General features: G+C 46.4%; 16 protein-coding genes and 3 tRNA genes. 8 read left to right on the top strand and 11 right to left on the bottom strand.

Annotation, left to right across the window (positions count from 1 at the left end; all coding sequences use genetic code 11):
- Positions 1–7 precede the first annotated feature (7 nt).
- The 7 genes from MJO46_RS04970 to MJO46_RS04940 all read right to left on the bottom strand — a co-directional run bounded on the left by MJO46_RS04970 (position 8) and on the right by MJO46_RS04940 (position 12940).
- On the bottom strand, positions 8–2095 hold the full coding sequence (locus MJO46_RS04970; protein ID WP_253988361.1) for an MtrB/PioB family decaheme-associated outer membrane protein: 2088 nt from the start codon (positions 2093–2095) through the stop codon (positions 8–10).
- A gap of 12 nt (positions 2096–2107) precedes the next feature.
- Positions 2108–3097, bottom strand: coding sequence for a decaheme c-type cytochrome MtrA (gene mtrA, locus MJO46_RS04965; protein WP_253988360.1), 990 nt, complete (start codon positions 3095–3097; stop codon positions 2108–2110).
- Between the two features lie 68 nt (positions 3098–3165).
- Positions 3166–5118 (bottom strand): OmcA/MtrC family decaheme c-type cytochrome, encoded by a 1953-nt coding sequence (locus MJO46_RS04960; protein ID WP_253988359.1) that lies wholly within the window; start codon positions 5116–5118, stop codon positions 3166–3168.
- Between the two features lie 332 nt (positions 5119–5450).
- Positions 5451–7619, bottom strand: coding sequence for an OmcA/MtrC family decaheme c-type cytochrome (locus MJO46_RS04955; protein ID WP_253988358.1), 2169 nt, complete (start codon positions 7617–7619; stop codon positions 5451–5453).
- A 248-nt stretch (positions 7620–7867) separates the two neighbouring features.
- Entirely contained in the window at positions 7868–9787 is a 1920-nt protein-coding gene (locus tag MJO46_RS04950) for an OmcA/MtrC family decaheme c-type cytochrome (RefSeq protein ID WP_253988357.1), read from the bottom strand.
- A 35-nt stretch (positions 9788–9822) separates the two neighbouring features.
- On the bottom strand, positions 9823–11961 hold the full coding sequence (locus MJO46_RS04945) for an MtrB/PioB family decaheme-associated outer membrane protein (RefSeq protein ID WP_253988356.1): 2139 nt from the start codon (positions 11959–11961) through the stop codon (positions 9823–9825).
- A gap of 13 nt (positions 11962–11974) precedes the next feature.
- Positions 11975–12940: a DmsE family decaheme c-type cytochrome gene (locus MJO46_RS04940; protein WP_253988355.1), complete on the bottom strand. Its 966-nt coding sequence runs from the start codon at positions 12938–12940 to the stop codon at positions 11975–11977.
- 426 nt (positions 12941–13366) lie between these two features.
- On the opposite strand from MJO46_RS04940, the gene MJO46_RS04935 reads away from it, so the two are divergent.
- The 3 genes from MJO46_RS04935 (at position 13367) to glnS (ending at position 17752) form a co-directional block, all read left to right on the top strand.
- Entirely contained in the window at positions 13367–13606 is a 240-nt protein-coding gene (locus tag MJO46_RS04935; RefSeq protein ID WP_007647118.1) for a FeoA family protein, read from the top strand.
- On the top strand, positions 13599–15893 hold the full coding sequence (gene feoB / locus MJO46_RS04930) for a Fe(2+) transporter permease subunit FeoB (protein WP_253988354.1): 2295 nt from the start codon (positions 13599–13601) through the stop codon (positions 15891–15893). Before MJO46_RS04935 ends, feoB begins: the two co-directional genes overlap by 8 nt.
- A 188-nt stretch (positions 15894–16081) precedes the next feature.
- Positions 16082–17752 (top strand): glutamine--tRNA ligase, encoded by a 1671-nt coding sequence (gene glnS, locus MJO46_RS04925; protein ID WP_253988353.1) that lies wholly within the window; start codon positions 16082–16084, stop codon positions 17750–17752.
- 195 nt (positions 17753–17947) lie between these two features.
- Here glnS and MJO46_RS04920 read toward each other — a convergent pair whose 3' ends face one another.
- Positions 17948–18544 (bottom strand): Yip1 family protein, encoded by a 597-nt coding sequence (locus MJO46_RS04920; protein ID WP_253988352.1) that lies wholly within the window; start codon positions 18542–18544, stop codon positions 17948–17950.
- Positions 18545–18823: 279 nt separating this feature from the next.
- Between MJO46_RS04920 and MJO46_RS04915 the strand changes: the two genes are divergently transcribed.
- A complete protein-coding gene (locus tag MJO46_RS04915) occupies positions 18824–19588 on the top strand; it encodes a tRNA isopentenyl-2-thiomethyl-A-37 hydroxylase MiaE (RefSeq protein WP_253988351.1) in 765 nt (254 codons plus the stop codon).
- Between the two features lie 86 nt (positions 19589–19674).
- Here MJO46_RS04915 and MJO46_RS04910 read toward each other — a convergent pair whose 3' ends face one another.
- A complete protein-coding gene (locus MJO46_RS04910) occupies positions 19675–20418 on the bottom strand; it encodes a UDP-2,3-diacylglucosamine diphosphatase (RefSeq protein ID WP_253988350.1) in 744 nt (247 codons plus the stop codon).
- A 9-nt stretch (positions 20419–20427) separates the two neighbouring features.
- Entirely contained in the window at positions 20428–20922 is a 495-nt protein-coding gene (locus MJO46_RS04905; RefSeq protein ID WP_253988349.1) for a peptidylprolyl isomerase, read from the bottom strand.
- A gap of 140 nt (positions 20923–21062) precedes the next feature.
- On the opposite strand from MJO46_RS04905, the gene cysS reads away from it, so the two are divergent.
- On the top strand, positions 21063–22442 hold the full coding sequence (gene cysS / locus MJO46_RS04900; RefSeq protein ID WP_253988348.1) for a cysteine--tRNA ligase: 1380 nt from the start codon (positions 21063–21065) through the stop codon (positions 22440–22442).
- A 141-nt stretch (positions 22443–22583) separates the two neighbouring features.
- Here cysS and folD read toward each other — a convergent pair whose 3' ends face one another.
- Positions 22584–23438: a bifunctional methylenetetrahydrofolate dehydrogenase/methenyltetrahydrofolate cyclohydrolase FolD gene (gene folD / locus MJO46_RS04895; protein ID WP_253988347.1), complete on the bottom strand. Its 855-nt coding sequence runs from the start codon at positions 23436–23438 to the stop codon at positions 22584–22586.
- 455 nt (positions 23439–23893) lie between these two features.
- On the opposite strand from folD, the gene MJO46_RS04890 reads away from it, so the two are divergent.
- The 3 genes from MJO46_RS04890 (at position 23894) to MJO46_RS04880 (ending at position 24240) form a co-directional block, all read left to right on the top strand.
- A tRNA-Pro gene (locus MJO46_RS04890) sits at positions 23894–23970 on the top strand.
- A 108-nt stretch (positions 23971–24078) separates the two neighbouring features.
- Positions 24079–24155 (top strand) — tRNA-Arg (locus MJO46_RS04885).
- Positions 24156–24164: 9 nt separating this feature from the next.
- Positions 24165–24240: transfer RNA gene (locus MJO46_RS04880), tRNA-His, on the top strand.
- Positions 24241–24283 lie beyond the last annotated feature (43 nt).

Below are 24283 nucleotides of genomic sequence, written 5' to 3'. Positions count from 1 at the left end.
CCGTGCGCTAGAGTTTGTAACTCATACTGAGCATGATCATCTGTGCCGTGTAGTCATGGCTATTGCTACCAAAGCCTACGACGTTCCAGATCCCATCGACGGCGATATCATTGGCGGCGTCATTGTCCTTATAGTTCTCAACTTTGTAATCCAAGCGCAGCGCCATTTTGTCGGTGGCTTGATATTGAGCATATAAGTTAATGTTATGTACTTTGGCAAAATAATCGCCATAGTCGCCTGTGATACCTTGTCTAACTTGGGTGTTACTGTCGGAGTCTGAATAAGTGTAATCCAGTCCTAAACGTAACTTGTTCTCGAGCAGGTTGTTGTAGCTGATACCTGCGCCAAGGACGTCCACTTTATCCTCAATGAAACCTGTCCAAGTTGGGGTGCTGTAACTGCTGCTTCCCGCCTGTTCAGATTCAATGGTTTGGTGGTTGTAGAAGGCCGTTGCCAGTAAGTCTGCGGTGATCATATAGCTGATATTGGCATCATAACTGGTGTCTTTTGACTCAGTTAAACCAATCACAGTATCGGTATAATCATCGAGTGCGTAACGGGCACCGAAGTCGAGGGTCAGGCTGTCAATCGGCGTATGAGTGACGCGGGCTTCTACTTGGGTTCTGTCACGATCCGCTAGGTTGTACTTACGTAACAAACTGTTGGTTTCGGAAGATGTCCACTCAGAAGCTTGATATTCAGAGCCATCACGTTTGCCGTAGCTGCCCTTAACCCACATGTCCCACATCTCGAAGCTGTTGACTCTAAAACGTGCCCACACTGTGTTCTCATCCGTGGTTTCACGGTCTTGATAATCACGTTCGTCACGTTTGAAATCATAACCACCGTCTAGCTTCATGCCTTGGGTAATACGGTAATCTGCGGCCACTTTGAAGCGTTGACTGCGATTATCGTAAGGGGTGTTATAGGCCACCTTACCGTTGACATTATTGACGCTGATCTGGGTCCATTCTTCGATTTGGGTGTTGTTATCGCGGTCGTGGTAATCGTAACTACCTGATAAGCGAAGATCTTTGCTCACTTTACTGACGACTTTGAGGTTCATCCCGAGCAGATCCACTTTGGCATCAACGGCTTCTGTGGGCACTTGATAACCATAGCCAGAGGTGACTAAGGCTTGATCTTGGCTCATTTGCCCAGCCAGTATGCGGCCCGATAACACATTAGTGCTGTCGTTATATTGACCCATTAATGTCACTGTGTGTGACTGGTTGTCTGGGTCAAGGGCGATAGCACCTGAGGTTTGGGCACCAAAGGTTGGGTTGAATACGCTGTCAAAATTGAGCTGGTTATATTCGTTTTTGAAAATAGAGCCATTGTAGTTAAGTGCGGTGAACCAACGATCGCCTTTAAGCTTAACGCCAGCCTCTATGGTATCTGTGGTGTAATCCACAGGTTCGGCGAGCATCATCGATTGGTTGAAGAAACTGCCTGAGGTTTGTTTTAAACCGGTTTTTTCTTCACGCATATAATTTACATAGGTGCTCCACAGGGATTCGCCTTGGTACTCAAAGCCTAAACCTGTACGTTCGCGCTTGAGTGATAGCTCCAGAGAGTTCAGGCTATCCATCAATAGTGGCATTTGGCCGCTCGAACCTGCGGTAATCCAGTTATCGGGCAGGGTCAAATGGTCGCTACCCACACCTGAGTAGGGCGTTAGGGCGCTGTTGCTGTCATAGGTGGCAATTTGGCGGTAGTTAACATTGATATTGTACTGGCCTTGTTTGCCCGCATTCACATCTAAGCGGCCGCCATCCATGCCAAGTTGATAGGCTTCAACACTGGCACGGTAACCTTTTTCCCCTTTGTAGCTTAAATCGGCGTCGAGTTTACCCGCCACTTCATTGGATGTACCAAAGGCATTGGCGGAGCGAATATCGTCTTCACTGTTATAACCTACACCCACACCAACGGTGCCGGATGTGCCGGTTTCTACGACGCAGCCTTTACAGCTCCAAGCGGAGAGTTTGACTTTGTCGGTATTGGCATTACTGATGCCATAACCATCTGCTGCCACTGCAAAACCTGTGTTTGCCAATAACGCCAGAGTGATCAAATTGAGTTTAAATTTCATTTTCTCGTCTCCTTAGCGCTGTAATAGCTTGCCAGATGGATGGTTAGAACCATGGACCTGACTATGGCAGTTTAAGCAGCTTCTTCCACCCGTAAAGGCATTGTCACCAACATTTGAACCTAAACCAGTATTACCTAAGTAAGCGTTGCTGGCATGGCCATCACTGGCGTGACATTGCTGACACAGCTGCGGTGCGCGGGTTTTTAGCATGGCATCATTCACACTACCGTGAGGATTATGGCAGGTGACACAATTCTCAGTGACGGGTGCATGCTCCCACAATTTTGGGCCGCGTTTTTCGGCGTGGCAGGAGTAACAGGTATCATTAACGCTAGGTTTGTTAAGATCGGAATCTGTCATGCTCCCATGGGGATTATGGCAATCGCTACAGGTCATTTGCGCCCATTTGAGTGGGTGACTTGAGCGTTTGTTCATATCCGCTTTTTGCTTGGTATGGCAGCTGGTACAGACTTCCATTTCAGTGTTTTTTGATAACACTGGATCTTTAGCAACGTGCACTTGGTGACAAGAGGCACAAGCAACATCGGCGTTGTCATGGTGACCGCCATTCCAAGACATGCGTTTATCGTCTTGGTGACAGCTCATACACACGCTGTTTTGCTTGTCGGCACTTAAGGTTGATTGCTTACCGAAAGTGATCATCGGCTCGTTGCCGCCCTTGTTGTGCTGACCCATAGGGCCGTGGCACGCCTCACATTGCAGGCCAGCCATTGGGCTCTTAGAGGAGTCAATGGTGCCGTGGACACCTTTGAAAAGGTCCATCACTTTTTCAGATTTTTTATGGCACATGATGCAAGAATCTGCGCCTTTAGGGGAGTAGTTGCCTTCGGCAAACTTCTTATCTAAGGTCGCTTCAACTTGCTCAGGGGTCATTTTTTCATCCCACTTGGAGGCGTGAGCGCTCGGTGCGATGGCTAATGCCATAACTGCGGACATCATTAATGCCGGCAGTAGGTTTTTCATTTTGTGGCTGTTCTTCATAATAGGCTTCCCAATTTGTCCCAACAACATTCAAGAAAGGGGGAGCGAACTCCCCCTGCTTGGGCAAATTACATTTTCACTTGAGTGTGATCTGTTGGTGTGGGTTTGTGACAGTAGAAACAGGTTTCTGACTGCGCCGCTTGGTTCGCTTGAACATAGTCGCCATTCACAATCGCACCCATATTTTCTAGGCCGTGGCCGATAGATTCTGGCGCATGGCAAGAAGTACAAGTAGCGGTAATTGGGGTGGTGTATTTACCCGCTGAAGTTGCCAGTGCACCTTTAACCTTGAATGCATCTAGGTTGAAGTCGTTATGGCACTGAGTACATTCTTTGATCACGCCTTGCTCACCGTGAACAATGTGCAGTTTCATTTCGAAACCACCTTTATTTGCACCGCTCGCATAGGTGCCGTCAGGAGTATGACAGGCTACACAAGCGTCGACACCGACTATGGGGTTACCATTGGCATCTTTAGTGTGTGATAGTTGTTCTGTCATCACAAAGCCTGAATGGTGACCTTTGTGAAGCTCGAAGGTATCACTGTGACAACCTTGGCAAGTGCTGAAGTTAACCGAATTTACATGGCGCATGCTTGGGGCATTGCCGGATTTAGTACCAAAGACTAAGTCCGCTTTCATACTCGTGGTTGCGCTATCAGTCGTACATGCCGTTAGTGTGGTGCCTGTATTACACATTTCTAAACCGATAAAGGTAAAGGCTGTGTCGGTATCGCCAGCACCAAAGGGCAGTGCAGGTGTGGTGAAGACGAACTTACCGTCAACTAAGGTTACACCTTCTTGCAGTACACCATCTTTAACTAAGTCTTTTGCGATTTTCGCAGCACCACTACCTGGGCTCTTGTTGTAACCCATGATGGGGAAGTTAGGGCCGACGTTGGTGATGGTTTCTAGGCGTTTGATCTTACCTTGAACCGCTGCGGCATCCATGGCTTGACCGTTTTGATCAAGGATAGATACGGTCAATACTGCCGTGTCATCGGCTTGACCAGCCAGTGTGGCTGACATACCTAACTGAGCGATAACTGCTTTTTTATCCGCAGTCTTGCCAGTGTGAAGTTCAGTCGTCCAATCGCTGTTATGGCAGGCGATACAGTTGGAGTTGTCGAGCTGTTGTGAGTGGCCGTTACCCGCAGCGAAATCGACGGCGGTATGACAACTTCCACAAGTTGCGGCAGTTGGAATACGAGACCAATTGCTCCAATCTGGCGCGGCGTCATCTTGTGTATGACAGCTTTGGCAGCTTTCTAATGAACCTAAGGTTAAGTCTTTGTGTTTAGCGTGGACCAGAACGTTAAATTCTTTACCTACGCCCACTTTGCCTGCCGTGTGGCAAGTCGCACAGTAGTTTACATCGGAGTAAGCACCACCGTGTTTCACATTGGCTAAGTCTTGGTGGCAAGTGTTACAGCTTTCTGTGGCAACAATTTTGCGGCTGTATGTCGGGGTTGCACCCGTATCGGCAGTGAAGTCGACAAAGGCATTACTATTTGGAACCGGAGTACCATCGAGTAATGGGGTGTTATAGGCACGAATTAACACACGTTGGGCTAATTGTGCATTGTAGGTGACCTTAGCGTTTGCGGTCAGGTTCATTTTGAAGGTATAGCTGTAGTGACCGTTTTTCTGGTCAACAAAAGTACCTGGGCAAGTGGCGGCAAGATCACAGGTTTCATCGCCAAAGTATTGCCACTGTGAGGCATCGCCTGCACCCGTAGCACCCTGGGGGAGCAACTGTGCTGCTGCAAAGCGCATTTTTTGCAGACCAATCACAGGTAAGTCATCTTCGTTGGTGACGGTGAATTCAACACTAGGCACACCGTTGGTCACAACTGATTTGTTAAAGGTAAAATTAAGGGTTTGAATCGCTGGTGCAGGTTCACCACCAGGTTCGCCAGGATTACCATCTTTACCATCGCTGCCACCACAACCCGTTAAGGCCATAGTGACTGCACTTGCTGCCAGCAGCAGTGCGATTTTAGATTTTTGTGCGTTCATCATTTTTTTCCCTGCATAGGTTTGGCATTGCTTAAGTTTTTATGTTCTAGATCCGACAGATTCTATGTCTGTGTTTTTGGTCACTAGAGGCGACTTAAGTTGATGCTGGAAATAGAATTCCCCAAGGAAAGGCTAACCTAACATGCCGTTAAAATCTTCAAGGCCTTTGCTAATGTGTGACTTGGATCTTTCTATTTCTAAAGAGGTAGTTAAACCAGATGGGAAAAATGATTTTAGATCAAAAAAACAGCGAGTTTTGACGTTGAGATAATAAAAAGAGAGAGGTTTTATCCTCTCTCTTTAAAATGGTCACTTTACTTTATTAAGTATTATGACTAATTACCGTGAACTTCACGTAATTGAGTTGGTGTATGGCAAACTGCACAGCTTTCTGATGCACGAGTTTGAACATCGGCAGCACTGGTACCATTTAAGATACCACCGTTAGTCTCAATGTGAGATTTAGCAGAATCAGACAGATATTTCTGATGGCAGCTTAAACAAGCACCCGCATCGGACGATACCCAAATATCAGCACCATTGTTATTAGTATCACCATAGCGCCATGCACGTTCTGGAGCACGTCCTAAGGTAATACCTTTATCGGTATGACAGGTTGAACAATCAGTTTTTAGTACAGTACCTGATTGAACGCCACCATACTTCAGATAATGGCCTTCACGCTCGTGCGCTTTCCAAGCAAAGCTGGTTGGTATCTTACCGCCTGGATAGGCCGCATCATTTTTCAGGGTTTTGTCCGATGTATGACAAGTTTGGCAGTTGACGCCATTGTCATAATGGTGGATTTCTTGATTATGACAACCTTGACACTTAGCTGGGTCAATGATTTCACGGCGTACACCTGGTTTAGCACTTTGGTCAGCAGCTGTTCCGTTCCAAACAAAATGGAATGGAGCTTCTTTGATCATAACTTTGCGTACATTGGGTGTAGAACAATCGGTCATCACAACATCTGAAACACCGTAACCGCCGTTGTTGAAACAAACTTCAAGAGTTGACCATAGTTCGAAAGTTTTACCTACTGCGTCTGCAGGAAATACCATTTTACTAGCAGTTAACGAATAAGTTTTGTTAGCCGCATCAAATGTACCTTCCGATAGTGCAACGCGACGAGAAGAAGATGAAGCGTATTCAGGGTAGTTTTTATCACTATCCCATGCAATAAGCACTCTACTTGACTGATTTATGCTGGGTTTATCTACCGCATTACCAGAACCGTCTAAGATTTGGACTTTGAATGTTAATTTGCCATTGGCATCTGCTGCAATGTCAGTGAACTTAACGTTCATTGCTTCAGCATCTGTGTAAGCTTTTAGCACATCACCATGACGCTTAGCCGCACTGCCTGTGCCGCCGTAAGGCTCGGTAGCATTGTGGCAAGATGTACAATCTGTGCTGCTATGGTGGGCAGATGGTTTTTCAGTGTGGCAACCAATACAGGCTTGATTGCTTAAATCTGCTTTAAATAGATCAGCATTGGCTGGTGCGCCAGTTCCTTCAACGTGACAAGCTGAACACTCAGCCGCAGGTTTTAATGGGAAACCAACTTTGCCGTAGTCAATGACTTTACCGCCATAGCCGACAATTTTATAAGGAGCAGGTACTTCTGCACCTGTTGCATCAAAGGTATGGCGTTCGCCACCTTTGTGGATAGCATGGATCATGTAAGTGAATTCAATGCTATTGCCTGACTCTGGATCGCCTGAAGTTGCAGTATGGCAAGATGCACAGTTTTCAATATCGACACGACGACCACCGTGCAGTTCTAGACTTTCAGGTTGGTGGCAGGTGTAACAAGCTTGGATTGAAACGACATTGCGAGTTTGAATGCCTTCTGTTTTACCTGTTGATGGTTGCCAATCTAAGTGAGCATTTGCCGCCAATTGTGGTAATTGAAGTTCTAACGTAGCTCGCTGGGTAGCGTCTGCACTATAAGTGACGGTTAAAGGTTCAGTCACATTTGCAATGTTAGTTTGATAGGTGTAGCTATAACTACCATCGCCATTGTCGACTAAACATGTATCACACTTACTGGCTGATTCGACGTTAGCTTGATATTGTGCCGAAGGGTTTAAGTTATCAACGCCTGCTGGCGCAGTGCCGGGTTCTTTCTTGGCATTGATATAGGCTTGCCATTGGAGGCCACGATCAGCCGGTTTCGCTGGATCGGCTGTTGCTTCAGTAACGTGAGTCAGCTGTGCGATACCAAAACGTATGTCGTGATCTTTCGTTAAACCAAGAACGGCAACACCGTTAGCATTTTCCAATGTAAAGTTAACAGTCACTTTACCCGCTTCGACCGTAGCATTGGTAAAATTGGCTTTAAGTGTCGAAGTAGAGTCGATATTTACACCGACAACGCCTGGTTGACCGTCTTCACCATCTTTACCATCATCGCCACCGCAACCGACGAGTAGTAGAGAGAGTAAACCGGCACCCAACATCGCTTTTGTTGCGGTATTGAAATTGAACCGTTTCATCATGATATTTCCCTGCAATAGTTGTAATCATCATCAAATACTTTTGTAGATAAGAATAAATCTCATTACCCGCATAAGATGTGTGGAATTAGTTTTCCATCTGTAAGGCTAACTAAGTCACTGGTATTTATCAGTCATTTTAAGTGGGTAATGTGACTGAGATCTGACTATTTCTTTAGGGGTAGATGACTGCATAGTATGAGTTCCTTTTATATCTGCAGTTGCTGGCCTTTTAGACCAGCATCAGAGGGTTAGTTTATAGGGTGTATTTTAAGTACGTCGGCCATGGCACCTTGTCCATGACAGAAAGTGCAGGTTTCGGTGCCTGCGGTTGCATCGGCTTTGGTCCCCGCAAACACTGCACCTTGTTGCATCATGTGGCTATGGGTTGCATCGCTGGCGTGGCAGTTACTGCACACCGCCGCAATGGGGCTAGTGAATGTACCGTTATTGAGGGCAAGGGGTTGTACGGCTGGATTTAGCGGCAAGGCAACCGTAGAGATACCCGCGGCATCTTTGACATGGCACTGGGCACAGTTACCTATTTTCCCTGGGTAGTTTAGGCTTTCAAAGCCAGCAAACTGGCTGGTGTGAATACCGTGGATCAGTTGTTTAAAATCAAATGATGTCGCCGAAGGATTCGCTGCTGTGGCATCGGCCTGCATATTGGCGTTATGACAAAGCTGACATTGTCCTTCAAGATCATTACGCGAGCCGTGAATATTAAGCTTTTGATCGCCATGGCAATGACCACAGGTGGCATTACTGACGACAGTCCGGCGTCCTTCGGTGCTTAGGGCCGACATATCAAAATAGCTGTGGCTGGATTTAATCACTAGTACTTCTGCGAGTTCAGTACTGCAGTCCACCAGAACGCTGTCTTTAGCACAAATTCTACCTTGAATCGCCAATCCGCCATGGTCTGCTTCTGTGCCCGCTGGCACGGTAAGACCCGATATAGTGTAGGTATAAATACCATTCGCACCCGATACGGGGAGGGATTCAAGGAGTTTGATTGAACGAGCCGACCTCGTTGAATAATCAAAGCTGGTCCCCCAGTTAGCATAAACTCTTAGGTCATTGATGAATTTGAGTTTATCTGCACTTTCGTTATATACGCTTCCTGTGCTTGGGTTCATCAGTTTAACGGCGACTGTGACAGTACCATTGGCATCCATACTGGCACTGGTGATGCTAGGGCTAAATTGTTTGAGTGCTGCGGTTTGAGCTTCATCGCTGTGTACACTGGCGGTCCACTCTGCGTTATGGCAAGCCACACAATTACTATTATCCATTTGTACTGGATGGCCTTCTCCCGCGGGGAAGTTTATTTGTGTGTGACAGGCGCCACAAGCTTGCATTGTCGGGACTCGATGCCAGTTTTGCTGTTCGGCTAACTCTGGGTTATCGGCATGACAAGTTTGGCAGTCACTCGTCGATTGTGGGAATCCGGTTAAATGTTTGCTGTGGATCATCTGTGGGAAAATATCTGCAGGGTTACTGACTTTTTTACTGTTATGGCAGGTGACGCAGGTTTCTACTTGGTTATATTTACCGCCGTGGAAAGTCAGGTCGCTGTGGCAACTGTTGCAGGTTTCTATGGTGACTAAGTTACGGGTGTAGGCGACGGTTTGTCCGGATGATTGCCAGTCATAATGTTGATTCGTGGTCGGTAATGGGGTGCTATCGGCAAGGGTATCACCGCCGATTTTGACTACCATTCTTTGGGTCGCATCGGGGATAAAAGTCACGCCATTCATACCATTGAACGGGGCGCTGAAGGTGTAAGTGTAGTGACCGTTTTTATGATCTGTCAGACTGCCTGGGCAACTTGCTGCGCAGGTTTCGGCGGTAAAGTGTTGCCATTCGCTGCTATTTCCCGCCCCCGTAAAACCTTGGGGAAGCAATTGCGCAGCGATAAAGGTGGCCGATGGAATACCAATAATGGCCTCGTCATCTTGGTTACTCACTTGGAAGTCAACTTGAGCAATGCCTTCCTGTAGGATGACTTTATCCACTGTCAGGTTAAGATCGGTAATGGTGAGTGCTGGTGGCTTGCCTGGTTCACCTGGATTGCCGTCTTTTCCATCATCACCACCGCAGGCGGTAAATAGGGTGACTAAGGCCAGCATCAGACTGAATTGAGTGCTAAATTTTGCAAACTTGTTCATATTTCTATCCTTGGAATACGCTGTAAATGCCTAAGTTACATTTGGTAGCTTAAGGTCAAGCCTAGGTAATGGGCGTTATAGTCATGGTTCATATCGCCAAAACTGAGCACATTGGGGATGCTATCCCACGTCGTGCCTTGGTTTTGCCAGTTAGCATCTTGATATTTCTCGAATAACCAATCGACGCGCAGCGACATACTCTCGGCAAACTTATATTTGGCGTAGGCATTAATATTGTGTTTGCGGGCGTAGTAGTCGCCGTAGGGACTGGTGATACCATAGGTGACGTCGGTGTCACTCTGACCATCGGAGTAGCTATAGTCCAAGCCTATGTCGAGGTGGTTATCGAATAGATTTTGATAGACTATGCCTGCGCCAATAAGGGTGGATTTTTCTTCGGATGTACTGTACCAGTCGGGGGTTGAGAAGCTGTTACTGCCTGCTTGGTCCGAGTCGCGCCAATCCTGATTGAGGAAAGCATTTAAACTAAGATCATTACTGAAGGCGTATTGCGCCGACATGTCATAACCTAGGTAGGATACTTGGGTTAAGCCCACGGAGGTATGGTGATAGTCATCGTCGACACTGTGTAAACTTGCGCCGAGAGAGAGCCCCATATCGCTCTGATAATCAGTGTGTAAGGTGACTTTATGTCTTTTCCTGTCCGCAAGGTAGGATTTTCGTAACCAAGGATTACTGGGGCTCTGGGTTGTAGTTACAGGATCGTATTCACTGCCATCACGCTCCAGTGCTTCTCCTTTTAACCAAGCAGACCAGCTGGGTGAGTAGCGATAACTCAGTTTCGCAAATACGCTGTACTCATCGACGGATTGCCGATCAAGCTCGGTGTAATCATTTTCATCACGAATGTAGCCCGCTTCGGCATAGGCTGATGATGTAAAACGGTATTTACCTTTAAGCTCGAACTTTTTGGTTTGTTTATCATAGAGGCTGTTTTGCGCCGTGCCCTGATGAAAACTGTCGGTGATAACCTGTGGGAAGTCTAATTTATCGGTTTTATTGTCCCTATCTTGATAGTTGTAGTTTGTCTGCACGCTGAAATCTTGGGTGATCCGCCCTGAATATTTCAGGATCATCTCTAGGATATCCACTTGGCCTTCTAGGCTATCTGTGGGTAATACAGGTGAGGGACCATTGATAGTGGCAGGGACAAATGCCTCATCTTGGGACATGCGGCTAAAACCTGTGTGCATGAGTACATTATGACCATTGGCACCACCGGAGGCTTCTGCTGCCACTCGGTAGGCCTTATTGTCAGGGTCAACTGCATTTTGCCCTGTGTATGCGGCACCAAAGGTGGGCGTGTATGCCGATTGCCACTGCAATGCTTGATGATCATTTTTATATTGGCTCATCTGGCTATTGATACCAGCCTGCCAACCCGTACCACTAAAATAAACGCGAGCGTCGACTTGATCGTTACTGTCATCAATGGGTTGAGCGAGCATCACGCTATTGGTGAGTATATTCGCGCTGGTTTTCTTAGCTCCGCTGCGGTCTTCATGTTGGTAGCTTAGTGAGGCTTTATATTGGCTGCTCGATGATATTTTGCCCGCATAGTAACCACCGAGTGTGAAGCGGTCCCGCTGCAGGCTTAAATCTTGATTAACAAGGCTGCTCTGCAACATAGGCATAGTTTGCGTGGTGCCGCCCGTGACCCAGTTATTGGGTAACAGCATCTTATCTTGTTCTGCAACGTAGGGGCTCTTTAACTGATTGTGGTTATAGGTTGCTAAGCCCCGATAACCTAAGTTGATTTGATAGTTGCCCGGTCTTCCCGTGGTGAGTTTGGCCGAGCTTGCATCATAACCTAAGTTATCGACAACGAGTTCGGTTTGATAACCCGTCGGTGTTTTGTACTGCATATCGGCACCGACGGCGCCAACGAGGCCATCCTTATCCGTTTCTGTCATATTTCCGAAGCGACTGTCTTCGCCATCATTGTAGGCGAGGGTGGCACTTACCTCGCCAATATGGCCCGTTTTAGGTTGGCATTGCTTACAACTCCAGGCCGCAGTTTTAATGCTATCCCGATTGGCTTTTTGTAGTTCATAGCCTTCGGCATGGGCTTGAGTGAGGGCACTACTTATCGCCCAAGCAAGCACAGTGACTGAAAAACAAGTGTTATGATGAGACATTTTAGCTATTTGCATGATCATTCCCTTGTTATCTCTGTAGTAACTTGCCCGATGGATGGTTTGAACCATGTACTTGCCCATGGCAATTCATACAGGAATTTCCAGAGGTGAAGGCATTGGTTTGATTGCCGAAGTAAGCATTGCTGCTATGGCCATCTGACGCGTGACACTGCTGACACAACTGGGGTGGCTTACTAATTAACATTGCCTCGTTCACGCTACCATGGGGGTTATGGCAATTGGCACAGTTGTCTGTGACTGGGGCATGCTCCCATAGCTTGGGCCCCCGTTTTTCGGCGTGGCAGCTATAGCAATTTTCATTCACGCTCATTTGTTTCAAGCTCGAATCGTTCAAGCTGCCATGGGGGTTATGGCAATCGCTACACACCATTTGTTGCCACTGTAATGGATGGGCTGAGCGTTTGTGGATGTCGGCTTTTTGCTGGGTATGACACTGGCTACAGATGGCGACTTCATTGGTTTTATCACTGATAGGATCTTTTGCGGTATGAACTTGATGGCAGCTACTGCAGGCAATGTCGGCGTTATCGTGGTGGTTGCCTTTCCAGGCAATGCGCTGGTCATCATTGTGGCAACTCATACAAACACTATTTTGTTTCTGAGCCGGTACCGGAGAATTTTGGCCAAAGGTGATCATCGGCTCTTTGCCACCTTTATTATGGGCACCGAGCGGGCCGTGGCAGGCTTCACACTGCAAGTCAGCCATAGGGGAGTCTTTAACATTGGGATTGCCATGCACACCATCAAATATTGCCATTACCACAGCACTTTTTTTGTGGCACATCAGGCAAGTATCTGCTCCCTTTGCAGAGTACTGACCTTCGGCAAATTTTTTGTCTAATGTTGCTACAACTTCCTCTGGGCTTTTATCATCCCAGGGGGTTGCGGGGGCCGAAAGGCTCACTATTGCCAACATAACAGCAAACATAGCTTTCACTATGTCATTGAACTTTAGCCTTATATCCATGTTCATCTTTTCCCGAGTGCGTTTTATTTGTTATTTTTCAAGCTTTCGACATTGCTAATTTAGCTTAATTAAGCTGATTAATATTAGAACACCTTTATGACAACTGCTTAACATTTTTGTGGGATTTTTGACTGTAAAGAAGGATGATTTCGCTGGTTATAATGACTAAGTGTGATTTAGATCACGCCCTTGTTAGATGACTGTTTGTTTACCTTCTTTTTAACCTTGGGGAGCGGATGAGGTTGAATATGGATTTTTATTTTAAGCTGGCCGTTTATTCATGGGGATTTTTGTCACATAATACCCAACACAATTGAAAACTATTATCGTTACCAGTCAAAAATATTGATCTAGGTAAAATTATTCGGTTTATGGCTCAGTTACAATGGGCACAGTTTTTCAAGCTGAAGCGGTTGCAAGGTGGAATACGTAATGAAGTTAAGCGAGCTCAGTCCCGGTGATCGTGGCATTATTTCTGAAATCGGGCGATTAGATCTGCCGCAAACAGTGAAGCGCAAATTATTATCTATGGGGATCACGCCGAATACGCGATTTGCTTTGATCCGACGTGCGCCTATGGGCTCAGGTTTAGAATTGGATATTCGTGGTAGTAAACTTTGTATGCGCAGAGACTTGGCAGACATCATTGAGGTGGAAAAGGCGAATGACTAAGCAGTTTCATTGCGTCACCGTCGGTAACCCTAATGCGGGTAAATCGACACTCTTTAACGCGCTGACTGGCGCGAATCAACAGGTCGGTAACTGGTCCGGTGTGACAGTTGAGAAGAAAACGGGTCATTTCACCTTAAATGGTGCCGATGTCTATCTGACGGACTTGCCCGGCATTTATGATTTATTGCCCGCGGGCAGCAGTTGTGATTGTTCCCTCGATGAGCAAATCGCGCAGCAATATATAGCCGAGCAAAGGGTTGATGGCATTATCAATTTAGTCGATGCCACTAACATTGAGCGGCATTTATACCTTACGGCCCAACTGCGAGAGCTCGCGATTCCTATGGTGGTCGTGCTCAATAAAATTGATGCGGCGATCAAACGCGGCATCAAAGTTGATGTGCAGAAAATGAGCCAAGAGCTGGGATGCCCAGTCATCGGTGTTTGCTCACGGGATAGCGCCGATGTCGCTAAAGTACAAGCACAAGTACTGGATTTGCTCCAAGGCAAAGTGTCTGAAGCACCATTAATGCTCAATTATGATGCGCAAATTGAAGCGGGTGTGAGCTTACTTTGCAGCAAAGATCCCCAATTAAGCCGTGGCCGTGCCTTGGCAATGCTCGGAAATGGTTCGGGTTGCGGTAGCTGCAAGAATGCCGAACTGCAGGATGAAGTGAATACGTGCACTGCGCAAATATCGTCGCAAGGCCATGATATTGAAGTGATGGTTGCCACCACAAGGTTTGATTTTGTTGAGCGTGTTTTTAAAAGCTCAGTGAAAGCGGATGACTTTCTGACACTGACCGACAAACTCGATAAGCTGGTGTTGCATCCCGTACTTGGCATTCCCGTGTTTTTATTTGTCATGTACTTAATGTTTATGTTCAGCATCAATATCGGCAGTGCCTTTATCGATTTCTTCGATGTGTTTGCTGGCGCACTTTTTGTCGATCACTTTGGTTCATTCTTGACGAGTATGGGATCACCAGACTGGCTAGTCACCATCTTAGCGGGTGGTATTGGCCAAGGTATTCAAACGGTATCGACCTTTATTCCTGTGATTGCCGCGCTGTTCCTCGGTTTGTCGGTGCTTGAAGGTTCTGGTTATATGGCTCGTGCCGCGTTTGTGGTCGATGGTTTAATGCGCCGTATCGGTCTGCCAGGCAAAGCCTTTGTGCCTATGATTGTGGGCTTTGGTTGTTCAGTACCTGCGATTATGGCGACACGAACCCTAGGCAGCGAGCGTGAGCGTATTGTCACCGGCATGATGGCTCCTTTTATGTCATGCGGTGCTCGTTTACCCGTTTATGCACTCTTTGCTGCGGCCTTTTTCCCAGACTCTGGGCAGAACCTGGTTTTCTTACTTTATATCCTGGGCATTTTTGCCGCGATTGGCACAGGTTTATTGCTAAGAAGCACCTTATTACCGGGCACTAGCAGCGCGGTGGTGATGGAGCTACCCAGTTACGAATTGCCTAAGCTTAAGGCTGTTATGGTCCGTACAGGCAAACGCACTAAGAGCTTTATTCTCGGTGCGGGCAAAACGATTGTGCTGGTGGTGACCTTATTAAACTTTATCAATGCCATTGGTGTTGATGGCACCTTCGGTCATGAGGATAGCCAAGCATCCTTGCTGAGTGTTGCGAGTCAAAAGGTGACGCCAATATTTGCGCCAATGGGAATCGAGCAGGAAAACTGGCCAGCCACGGTGGGAATTATTACGGGGATTTTTGCGAAAGAAGCCGTAGTCGGTACCTTAAACAGCTTGTACAGCACTGCAGCGCCCGCTGATGAAGAACTGACACCATTAAGTGAAAGTTTTAATGCAGCTCTGGCGACGATTCCTGCAAACTTGTTTGGAATAGATCTTGAAGATCCGCTCAAGTTATCGGTTGGTGATTTGACCAATAAAGAAGCGATAGCAGAAGAGCAAGGTGTGGCGACATCGACCTTCGGTGCTTTGCAAACTGGTTTCAGTGGTCAAATTGCTGCGTTCTCTTACTTGCTATTTATCTTGTTGTATACGCCTTGTGTTGCGGCTATGGGGGCTTTAGTCAATGAGTTTGGTTCTCGCTGGGCAACCTTTGCCGCGACCTGGACTTTTGCTTTGGCCTATGGCTCGGCCACCGTTGTGTACCAAGGGGCGACCTTTAGTGCGCATCCGCTGCAATCGAGCCTGTGGATTGGTTTCTTCCTATTGGCTTTAGCGGGATTTTACCTTTGGCTTAAACGTAAGGGAAAAAGAACGCAGCAGATCATTCCTGGGATACGTATCATTACTGAATAACAAATGTCAGCCCAGTGAAGACAAAGATAAAAGCAGCTTTCATGGCTGCTTTTATTGTTTTACTATCACGGCAATAACCCATACTGCCTAAAAGCCAGAGTTTTTAGCACTAGGCATTGTAACTAGTAGTGATCTGTAGGATCATGCTGGTTTTCTTAAAATTGCCATTGTTCGCAAAGAGGAATTCCATGAGTCATGTGGACACTGAAGTACGTCCGAGTAACTTTATTCGTAATATCATAGATGAGGATCTGCAAAGTGGTAAGCACACGACTGTGCAGACTCGTTTCCCGCCAGAACCAAATGGCTACTTACATATAGGCCATGCTAAGTCTATTTGCCTAAACTTTGGCATAGCGCGTGACTATAAGGGTCTATGCAATTTACGTTTTGACGATACCAATCCTGAAAAAGAAGACATTGATTATGTTAATTCTATTCAGGCGGATGTGCGTTGGCTTGGATTCCAGTGGGATGGTGATGTTCGTTATTCATCCAATTATTTTGACCAGTTACATCAATATGCGGTGGAACTGATCAATAAAGGCTTGGCCTATGTGTGTTTCTTAAATGCCGATGAAACCCGTGAATACCGTGGCACTCTAAAAGAGCCGGGCAAAAATAGCCCATATCGCGATACTTCTGTAGAAGAGAATCTGCGTTTATTTGAAAAAATGCGTTTGGGTGAATTCAAAGAAGGTGAGTGTGCGCTGCGTGCCAAAATCGATATGGCATCGCCCTTTATGTGTATGCGCGATCCGGTTATTTACCGCATTCGCTTTGCACATCATCATCAAACGGGTGATAAGTGGTGCATATATCCTATGTACGATTTTACCCACTGTATTTCCGATGCGCTGGAGCATATCACCCATTCGCTGTGCACATTAGAGTTCCAAGACAACCGCCGTTTATACGACTGGGTGCTCGATAATTTAGATGATTTCCAAGCACCAAACCGTACTCGCCAGTACGAGTTTTCCCGCTTGAATCTCGAATATACCTTGATGTCTAAGCGTAAACTTAACGATCTGGTGACTCGCAAACTCGTATCAGGCTGGGATGACCCACGTATGCCAACGATTGCTGGCCTACGTCGTCGGGGCTACACACCCGCATCAATCCGTGAGTTTTGTCAGCGTATTGGCATTACTAAGCAAGAAAATATGATTGAAGCGGCCATGCTCGATGCCTGTATCCGTGAGGAGCTCAATGAGCATGCACCGCGGGCGATGGCCGTTTTACGCCCATTAAAAGTGGTGATTGAGAATTATCCAGAAGGACAAATTGAGACCATTCAAGCGGCTTCTCATCCAAGTGATGAGAGCATGGGCACCCGTGAACTCGCCTTTGGCCGTGAAATATTGATTGATGTCGCCGATTTTAAAGAAGAAGCCAACAAGCAATACAAACGCTTAGTTACCGGTAAAGAAGTGCGTTTGCGTAATGCCTATGTGATTAAAGCTGAGCGTTGTGAGAAAGACAGCGAAGGCAATATCACGGCGGTTTACTGTACTTATGATCCTGAAACCTTAGGTAAAAACCCAGCTGATGGTCGTAAAGTCAAAGGCGTAATTCACTGGGTTGAGGCTTCTAGCGCCAAACCTGCAGAATTCCGTTTATACCAACGTTTATTTACCGATCCAAACCCTGCAGCGGCAGAGACTGTGGATGAAGTATTAAATCCTGAGTCTTTAGTGGTGGTAAATGGGGTGGTTGAGGCTAGTCTAGTGAATGCGCCAGCCGAGAAGGCTTATCAGTTTGAGCGTGAAGGTTATTTCTGCGCCGATAATAAAGACTCAACGCCACAGCATTTAGTCTTTAACCTCACGGTTGCACTGCGCGACTCTTTTGAATAACAGTTTGAATAAGCGTTTGAATAAGTGTTGCACTGATATGTTGATTGAACGTTAGGTCAAGCTCGACGACTCACCGATAAAAGAGAAGGCCCATAGATGTTATCTAGGGGCCTTTTTTATTTTCACGGCTTCTTTATTTTTACTGAATAGGACAAGCTAGTGCCAATAGGCTTTCGCCGTTATAGATACTGGCCGTTATTGATACATAGGGCCAAATCCTAAACTCCAAAGGATCACACTCGTAGCCATTAATCCTACGAGGAGCACAAGACCCGCAGTAACCATGGAACTGGCGTAGATAAAGCCTTTCTCCTCAGGAATATTCATAATGATAGGTACGCCAGCGTAGAGTAAGTAGACCGAATAGGCCAAACCAATCAGCCCAACAATCATAATAAACCAGAGTACGGGATAAAGTGCTGCGAGCCCCACCATAAACAAGGGAGTTGCAGTGTAGGAAGCAAGCTCTAATGCTTGCGTAAAAGTTGGCTGTGCATCGAAGGTTTTTGCCATCCAATAGGCTAAATAGGCGAGGGCGAATACACCGCCAATCAGACCTAGATACATGCCCGCAGACATAAACATCGCGCTTTGAGGTGTAAGGTAAATAGGATCGCCAGCCCCAGGATTCCAGCCTATATATGCCGTGGCAATAAAACTGCAAATCGCAGGGATTAAGGCAATAAGTAACACATGACTTAAGCTACTTTTGAGTGCCTCATGGTTCTTTTCAATCGTTTGCCACTCTTGTTTTGGATGAGTGTATAGCCCCATTAAGTGATTTAGTATCATTATAATTATCCTTGTTCAGCATTGATGGATGGCTCGCCAAACGTCAGACGAGCTGATAACAGCTCTGCAATTGGGGTTAAAACGATCTCCTGTCTTTTTTAACCCAATTGGTTTCACCCTTGGGATCCGTCTTAGTGATCCGGATCTCAGTTCTTTAGAGTGTAGATTATTTATTGGACAAAAAGTTCAGGCCGTCAAGTTTACTGAAAGCTAATGCTACAGCTTATGGCTAAATATGCGTAAGATAGCCTGATTTTTTTTAATGAGGTTGAGTGAGCTATGCAGCAATTATTGGCCCCTATTCATGCTTTTCTTCGTTGTGAAACGCCCCAAACTTGGATTGATATCGCACGTGCAGAGGCTTCTTTAGACGAGTTACTCATAGATCACTGTAATTGTGAGTTAAAGGCCGCTCAGACCGCTATGTTCTTGTTAAGACGTTATGCCTTGAGTAAGGACAGCGGCCGCTCGCTATTAACATGGGCCAAACCCTACGAGGAGTTTGTGTATCTTAAGGATCGCAATATTGAGCAATTTCTTGCCCGCGATGTAAAAAAGAATGAATTGGTCGCACAGTTGCTACCTAATGAGCACTTTACATTTGCACAAGACCTTATTCCACCACTGATCCGATTGATTAAGGAAGAGTTCCACCACTTCGAGCAAGTATTGGAATTGATGCACGCCAGACACATTCCTTACCGAAATATCCGAGCTGGCCGTTACGCCAAGGGCATGATGAGCCATGTGACAACCCATGAAAAAGATATCCTGAGGGATAAACTCATTGTCGGAGCGTATATCGAAGCTCGCTCCTGCGAGCGTTTTGCTAAGCTAGCGCCTTATTTAGATGCGGAATTAGGCAAATTTTATGTGTCTTTACTGCGCTCAGAGGCGAGGCATTATGAAGACTATTTAAGTTTGGCGCAGTTGGTTTCACCTGAGGATATCAGTGAGCGGGTGGCCTATTTTGGTGAGCGGGAAGCAGAGCTGATTATAGCCGCGGATGATGAATTTCGGTTTCATAGCGGGCAACCCCTATAACCTTGCCCATGCTTAATCGAGTGACGTAAATGGCTGTGATAATGATTAACGGCTCTGTCGAGCCGTTAATATGTTTCATTGTTTGTCTATTGTGTTGAATCGAATGATAAAGATGCTGTATCGAAGGGTAATCGAATTAAATTAACACCTTCGGGACTCACACTGAGCACACTGCCTTGTTCGTACCAATCTCCGACTACAATGCGCTTATTGCCATTATCAAGTTGATGAATAGCAGGTCTATGGGTATGACCATGGATCATATGTTGAGTGTGCGTTTGGGTAAATAGCGCATCGACAGCATTGGGCTCTACATCCATGATAGTGTCGCTTTTTTGCTTGTTACTGCTCTTACTTTTGCTACGGATCTTATCGGCAATACCTTGGCGCCTTTTTTTAGACAGGCAACCGTAAAGCCAACGGGCGAGGGCAAAACTACGTAATTTTCTAAAGCGTTGATAGGCTTTATCTAAAGTGCATAGGCTATCGCCGTGCAAAATGACAGTGTCGACACCGTATAACTTTAGACAGGTGACTTCGGGTAAAATCTGCATGCCAGCAGCGCGGGCAAAGTGTTTGCCTAGCATAAAGTCACGATTGCCGTGGATAAAATACACCGGCAGTTTATGTGACACTTGCTTAAGCTTTTCGGCGAGTTCAAGTGCAAAAGGTGCGGCGATATCATCGCCAACCCAGACCTCAAACAAATCACCAAGAATATAAAGCGCCTCGGCATCATCGAGCCCAGTGTCGAGGAAACGAATAAAAGCTTGAGTAATATCAAGGCGATCTGCACTTAAATGCAGATCGCCTATAAATAGAGTTCGCATTCGCAGGGATTATGCCGCAACGCTGACTTTTTCAATTACAACGGCTTCTAATGGCACATCTTGATGCATGCCGCGATTGCCTGTGCTCACCGCTTTAATTTTTTCGATAACGTCCATACCTTCAACGACTTCACCGAATACACAATAACCCCAGCCTTGGGTCGTTTCTGATTTAAAATCGAGGAATGTATTGTCGTTCACGTTAATGAAAAACTGCGCTGTAGCTGAATGGGGATCAGAAGTACGCGCCATGGCGATAGTACCAGTGCGATTTGATAAGCCATTGTTGGCTTCGTTTTTTACTGGCTCACTGCAGCGTTTTTGGTTCATATCCGCAGTAAAACCGCCACCTTGGATCATAAAGCCATCAATTACACGGTGGAAAATCGTGCCGTCGAAGAAACCTTCGTCAACATATTTCATAAAGTTTGCTACGGTTAATGGGGCTTTTTCAGCATTCAGTTGCAGTTTAACGTCGCCAAAATTGGTGTGTAATGTGATCATGTTTTCATACTCTCTGTAAATAGTGGCGCGATTCTAACTTATCTCGGATTGCGCGCAAAGTGCAGTATTCAAAAGCCGTCCGGCCATGATAAACTGACCCCTTGATTTTACTCCTGAATGTACTATTGAAGAGAATGCCGATGTTGAAGATTTACAACAGTATTACCCGCCAAAAACAGGAATTTAAGCCAATCAATCCCGGAAAAATTGGGATGTACGTGTGTGGTGTGACCATATACGATCTCTGTCATATTGGTCACGGGCGTACTTTTGTTTCCTTTGACATGATAGTGCGTTACCTGCGTTATGTGGGTTATGAGGTGAATTTTCAGCGCAATATTACCGATGTCGATGACAAAATTATTAAACGCGCTAACGAAAATAATGAAAGTTGCGAAGCCTTAACCGAGCGTTTGATTGGTGAAATGCATCGGGATTTTGATGCATTAAATATGTTGCGCCCTGACTTTGAGCCACGGGCAACCCTACATATTGAAGAAATCATCGATATGGTTGAGCGTTTGCTTGAACGTGGTCATGCCTATGTTGCCGCCGATGGCGATGTGCTATTTAGCGTGGCATCTTACCCTGATTATGGCCGTTTATCTGGGCAGAATTTAGATCAACTGCAAGCCGGTGCTCGAGTTGAAGTCGACGAAAACAAACAAAATCCAATGGACTTCGTGCTGTGGAAAATGTCTAAACCCGGCGAGCCAACGTGGGAATCACCTTGGGGACCGGGGCGTCCTGGCTGGCATATCGAATGTTCAGCCATGAACAGCAAACATTTGGGACTGCACTTTGATATTCATGGCGGCGGCTCAGATTTACAGTTCCCACACCATGAGAATGAAATTGCCCAGTCTTGCTGTGCCCATGACACGCCATACGTAAACTATTGGATGCACACGGGCATGGTGATGGTTGACCGCGAAAAGATGTCAAAATCCCTAGGCAACTTCTTCACCATTCGCGATGTACTCGGTCATTACGATGCCGAGACAGTGCGTTACTTCCTGTTATCGGGTCACTATCGTAGCCAATTGAATTACTCTGAAGAGAATTTAAAACAAGCTCGTTCGGCGTTAGAGCGTTTGTATACGGCGATTAAAGATGTCGACTTGACCGTTGCCGCTGCGCCTGCACAGGAGTTTGTCGCTAAATTTAAAGCGGCAATGGACGATGACTTTAATACGCCTGAAGCCTATTCCGTCCTCTTTGACATGGTGCGTGAGATCAATCGCTTAAAACTGACCGATATGGCTCAGGCATCTGCACTGGCTGTGGCGATGAAACAATTAGCCGATGTACTGGGGCTGTTAAGCCAAGAGCCAGATGCTTTCTTTAAAGGCGAGGGCAGTGACGATGAAGTGGCAGAAATTGAAGCCCTAATCGTTGAACGTAACCGTGCTCGCAGCGAAAAAGATTGGCCCGCCGCCGATGTGGCGCGCAATCGTTTAAATGAACTTGGCGTGGTATTGGAAGATGGCCCAAGTGGCACCACTTGGCGTAAGAAATAAGCTGATTAGCTATATTCTTCAATCAAGATAAGCTTCAGCCAATAAAAAAACCTGCATAATGCAGGTTTTTTTATGCTTGCCGAACCTAGAACCTAGAACCTAGAACCTAGAACCTAGAACCTAGAACCTAGAACCTAGAACCTAGTCATGATACTGCTCGGCGGCATATAAGGTATTTTCTAATAGGCTGGCAATCGTCATCGGGCCAACACCGCCGGGAACCGGGGTGATAAAGCTGGCATTTTGCGCCGCCACTTCATATTGCACATCGCCGACTAAGGCGCCGTTATCTAAGCGATTAATACCCACATCAATCACAATCGCACCGGGTTTTATCCACTCACCGGGAATAAAACCGGGTTTACCCACGGCAACTACGACTAAATCAGCTTGGCGGATTTTTTGCTCAAGGTTCTTAGTAAAACGATGACATGTGGTCGTTGTGCAGCCAGCCAGCAGCAACTCTAAGGTCATAGGACGGCCAACAATATTCGACGCACCAACCACAACTGCATCTAAACCATAGGTATCGACGCCAGTGGATTTTATGAGTGTCATAATGCCCATCGGCGTACATGAGCGCAATACCGGAATACGTTGTGCTAAACGGCCAACATTATAGGGATGGAATCCATCGACATCTTTATCGGGGCGAATTCGCTCGATAACCTTAGAGTCTTCAATATGAGCTGGCAATGGCAGTTGCACTAGGATGCCGTCAATGCTTGGATCATCATTGAGGTTATCGATGAGTTTGAGTAATTCTTCTTCGGTGCAGCTTGTTTCGAGATCATATGAACGGGAAATAAAGCCGACTTCTTCACAGGCCTTACGTTTGCTTCCAACATAGACCTGGGAGGCAGGATCGGCTCCCACTAATATGACGGCTAAACCCGGTACGCGTTGTCCAGCCTCTTTGCGGGCGGTGACTTTTTCACGAAGTTGAGTGCGGATGGATTGAGCAATCGCCTTGCCGTCGATTATTTGGGCTGTCATGGGTGTAGGATATCCTTTATATGGGCGATGGTTAAAACGGTAGTTAACACAGAGATTGGCAATCGCGGCTATTTTAACAGGACCCAGCAATTGTGTCATGGTTAAAGCCAAGGTCGAATAGACAAAAAAAGCCGTATTAGCCTGATAATTCAGCACCTAGAGTCAATCACTAAAAAAATCGTTGACGGGTGTAAAGTGAGGGGATAAGATGCGCTCCGTTCTCAGGCAGATGTGTTCATCTAGTACTGAAAATGTAAGACCTTCGGTGATTAGCACAGTCCGGTAGCGCATCCAGTTTTTGGATGAGAGCGGACCAGAGGGAATCCTCTGAGTTGATACCCAATAAAATGTAAGACCTTCGGTGATTAGCGCAGTCCGGTAGCGCATCCAGTTTTTGGATGAGAGCGGACCAGAGGAAACCCTCTGAGTTGATACCTAATAAAATGTAAGACCTTCGGTGATTAGCGCAGTCCGGTAGCGCATCTGGTTTGGGACCAGAGGGTCAGAGGTTCGAATCCTCTATCACCGACCACTTTATTGCTATTTGCTCATCGAGTTTAATTGAATTCGAATGAGTGAATAACATGGATAGCCAAACGCTATCCAACGCCGGTTAGGATGCAGATATTCTGTAAACCATGCGCCCGTAGCTCAGTTGGATAGAGCACCCGCCTTCTAAGCGGGTGGTCGCAGGTTCGAATCCTGCCGGGCGTACCAGTTTCAGTGGTGATTGTAGCTCAGTTGGTAGAGTCCCGGATTGTGATTCCGGTTGTCGTGGGTTCGAGCCCCATCAGTCACCCCATTTTTAGTACTTAGAGTACAAAATAAAAAAAGCGACCTCGGGT

The sequence above is a fragment of the Shewanella sp. KJ2020 genome (assembly GCF_024197625.1).
GTDB lineage: Bacteria > Pseudomonadota > Gammaproteobacteria > Enterobacterales > Shewanellaceae > Shewanella.
This window is presented reverse-complemented; position numbering and strand designations above follow the sequence as displayed.

Coding starts and splice junctions, on each gene's coding strand:
- MJO46_RS04950 (WP_253988357.1), bottom strand. CDS start 9,787: ATGAACAAGTTTGCAAAATTTAGCACTCAATTCAGTCTGATGCTGGCC.
- MJO46_RS04955 (WP_253988358.1), bottom strand. CDS start 7,619: ATGATGAAACGGTTCAATTTCAATACCGCAACAAAAGCGATGTTGGGT.
- folD (WP_253988347.1), bottom strand. CDS start 23,438: ATGACAGCCCAAATAATCGACGGCAAGGCGATTGCTCAATCCATCCGC.
- MJO46_RS04940 (WP_253988355.1), bottom strand. CDS start 12,940: ATGAACATGGATATAAGGCTAAAGTTCAATGACATAGTGAAAGCTATG.
- feoB (WP_253988354.1), top strand. CDS start 13,599: ATGACTAAGCAGTTTCATTGCGTCACCGTCGGTAACCCTAATGCGGGT.
- MJO46_RS04935 (WP_007647118.1), top strand. CDS start 13,367: ATGAAGTTAAGCGAGCTCAGTCCCGGTGATCGTGGCATTATTTCTGAA.
- MJO46_RS04945 (WP_253988356.1), bottom strand. CDS start 11,961: ATGCAAATAGCTAAAATGTCTCATCATAACACTTGTTTTTCAGTCACT.
- MJO46_RS04960 (WP_253988359.1), bottom strand. CDS start 5,118: ATGATGAACGCACAAAAATCTAAAATCGCACTGCTGCTGGCAGCAAGT.
- MJO46_RS04920 (WP_253988352.1), bottom strand. CDS start 18,544: ATGATACTAAATCACTTAATGGGGCTATACACTCATCCAAAACAAGAG.
- MJO46_RS04910 (WP_253988350.1), bottom strand. CDS start 20,418: ATGCGAACTCTATTTATAGGCGATCTGCATTTAAGTGCAGATCGCCTT.
- mtrA (WP_253988360.1), bottom strand. CDS start 3,097: ATGAAGAACAGCCACAAAATGAAAAACCTACTGCCGGCATTAATGATG.
- MJO46_RS04905 (WP_253988349.1), bottom strand. CDS start 20,922: ATGATCACATTACACACCAATTTTGGCGACGTTAAACTGCAACTGAAT.
- cysS (WP_253988348.1), top strand. CDS start 21,063: ATGTTGAAGATTTACAACAGTATTACCCGCCAAAAACAGGAATTTAAG.
- MJO46_RS04915 (WP_253988351.1), top strand. CDS start 18,824: ATGCAGCAATTATTGGCCCCTATTCATGCTTTTCTTCGTTGTGAAACG.
- MJO46_RS04970 (WP_253988361.1), bottom strand. CDS start 2,095: ATGAAATTTAAACTCAATTTGATCACTCTGGCGTTATTGGCAAACACA.
- glnS (WP_253988353.1), top strand. CDS start 16,082: ATGAGTCATGTGGACACTGAAGTACGTCCGAGTAACTTTATTCGTAAT.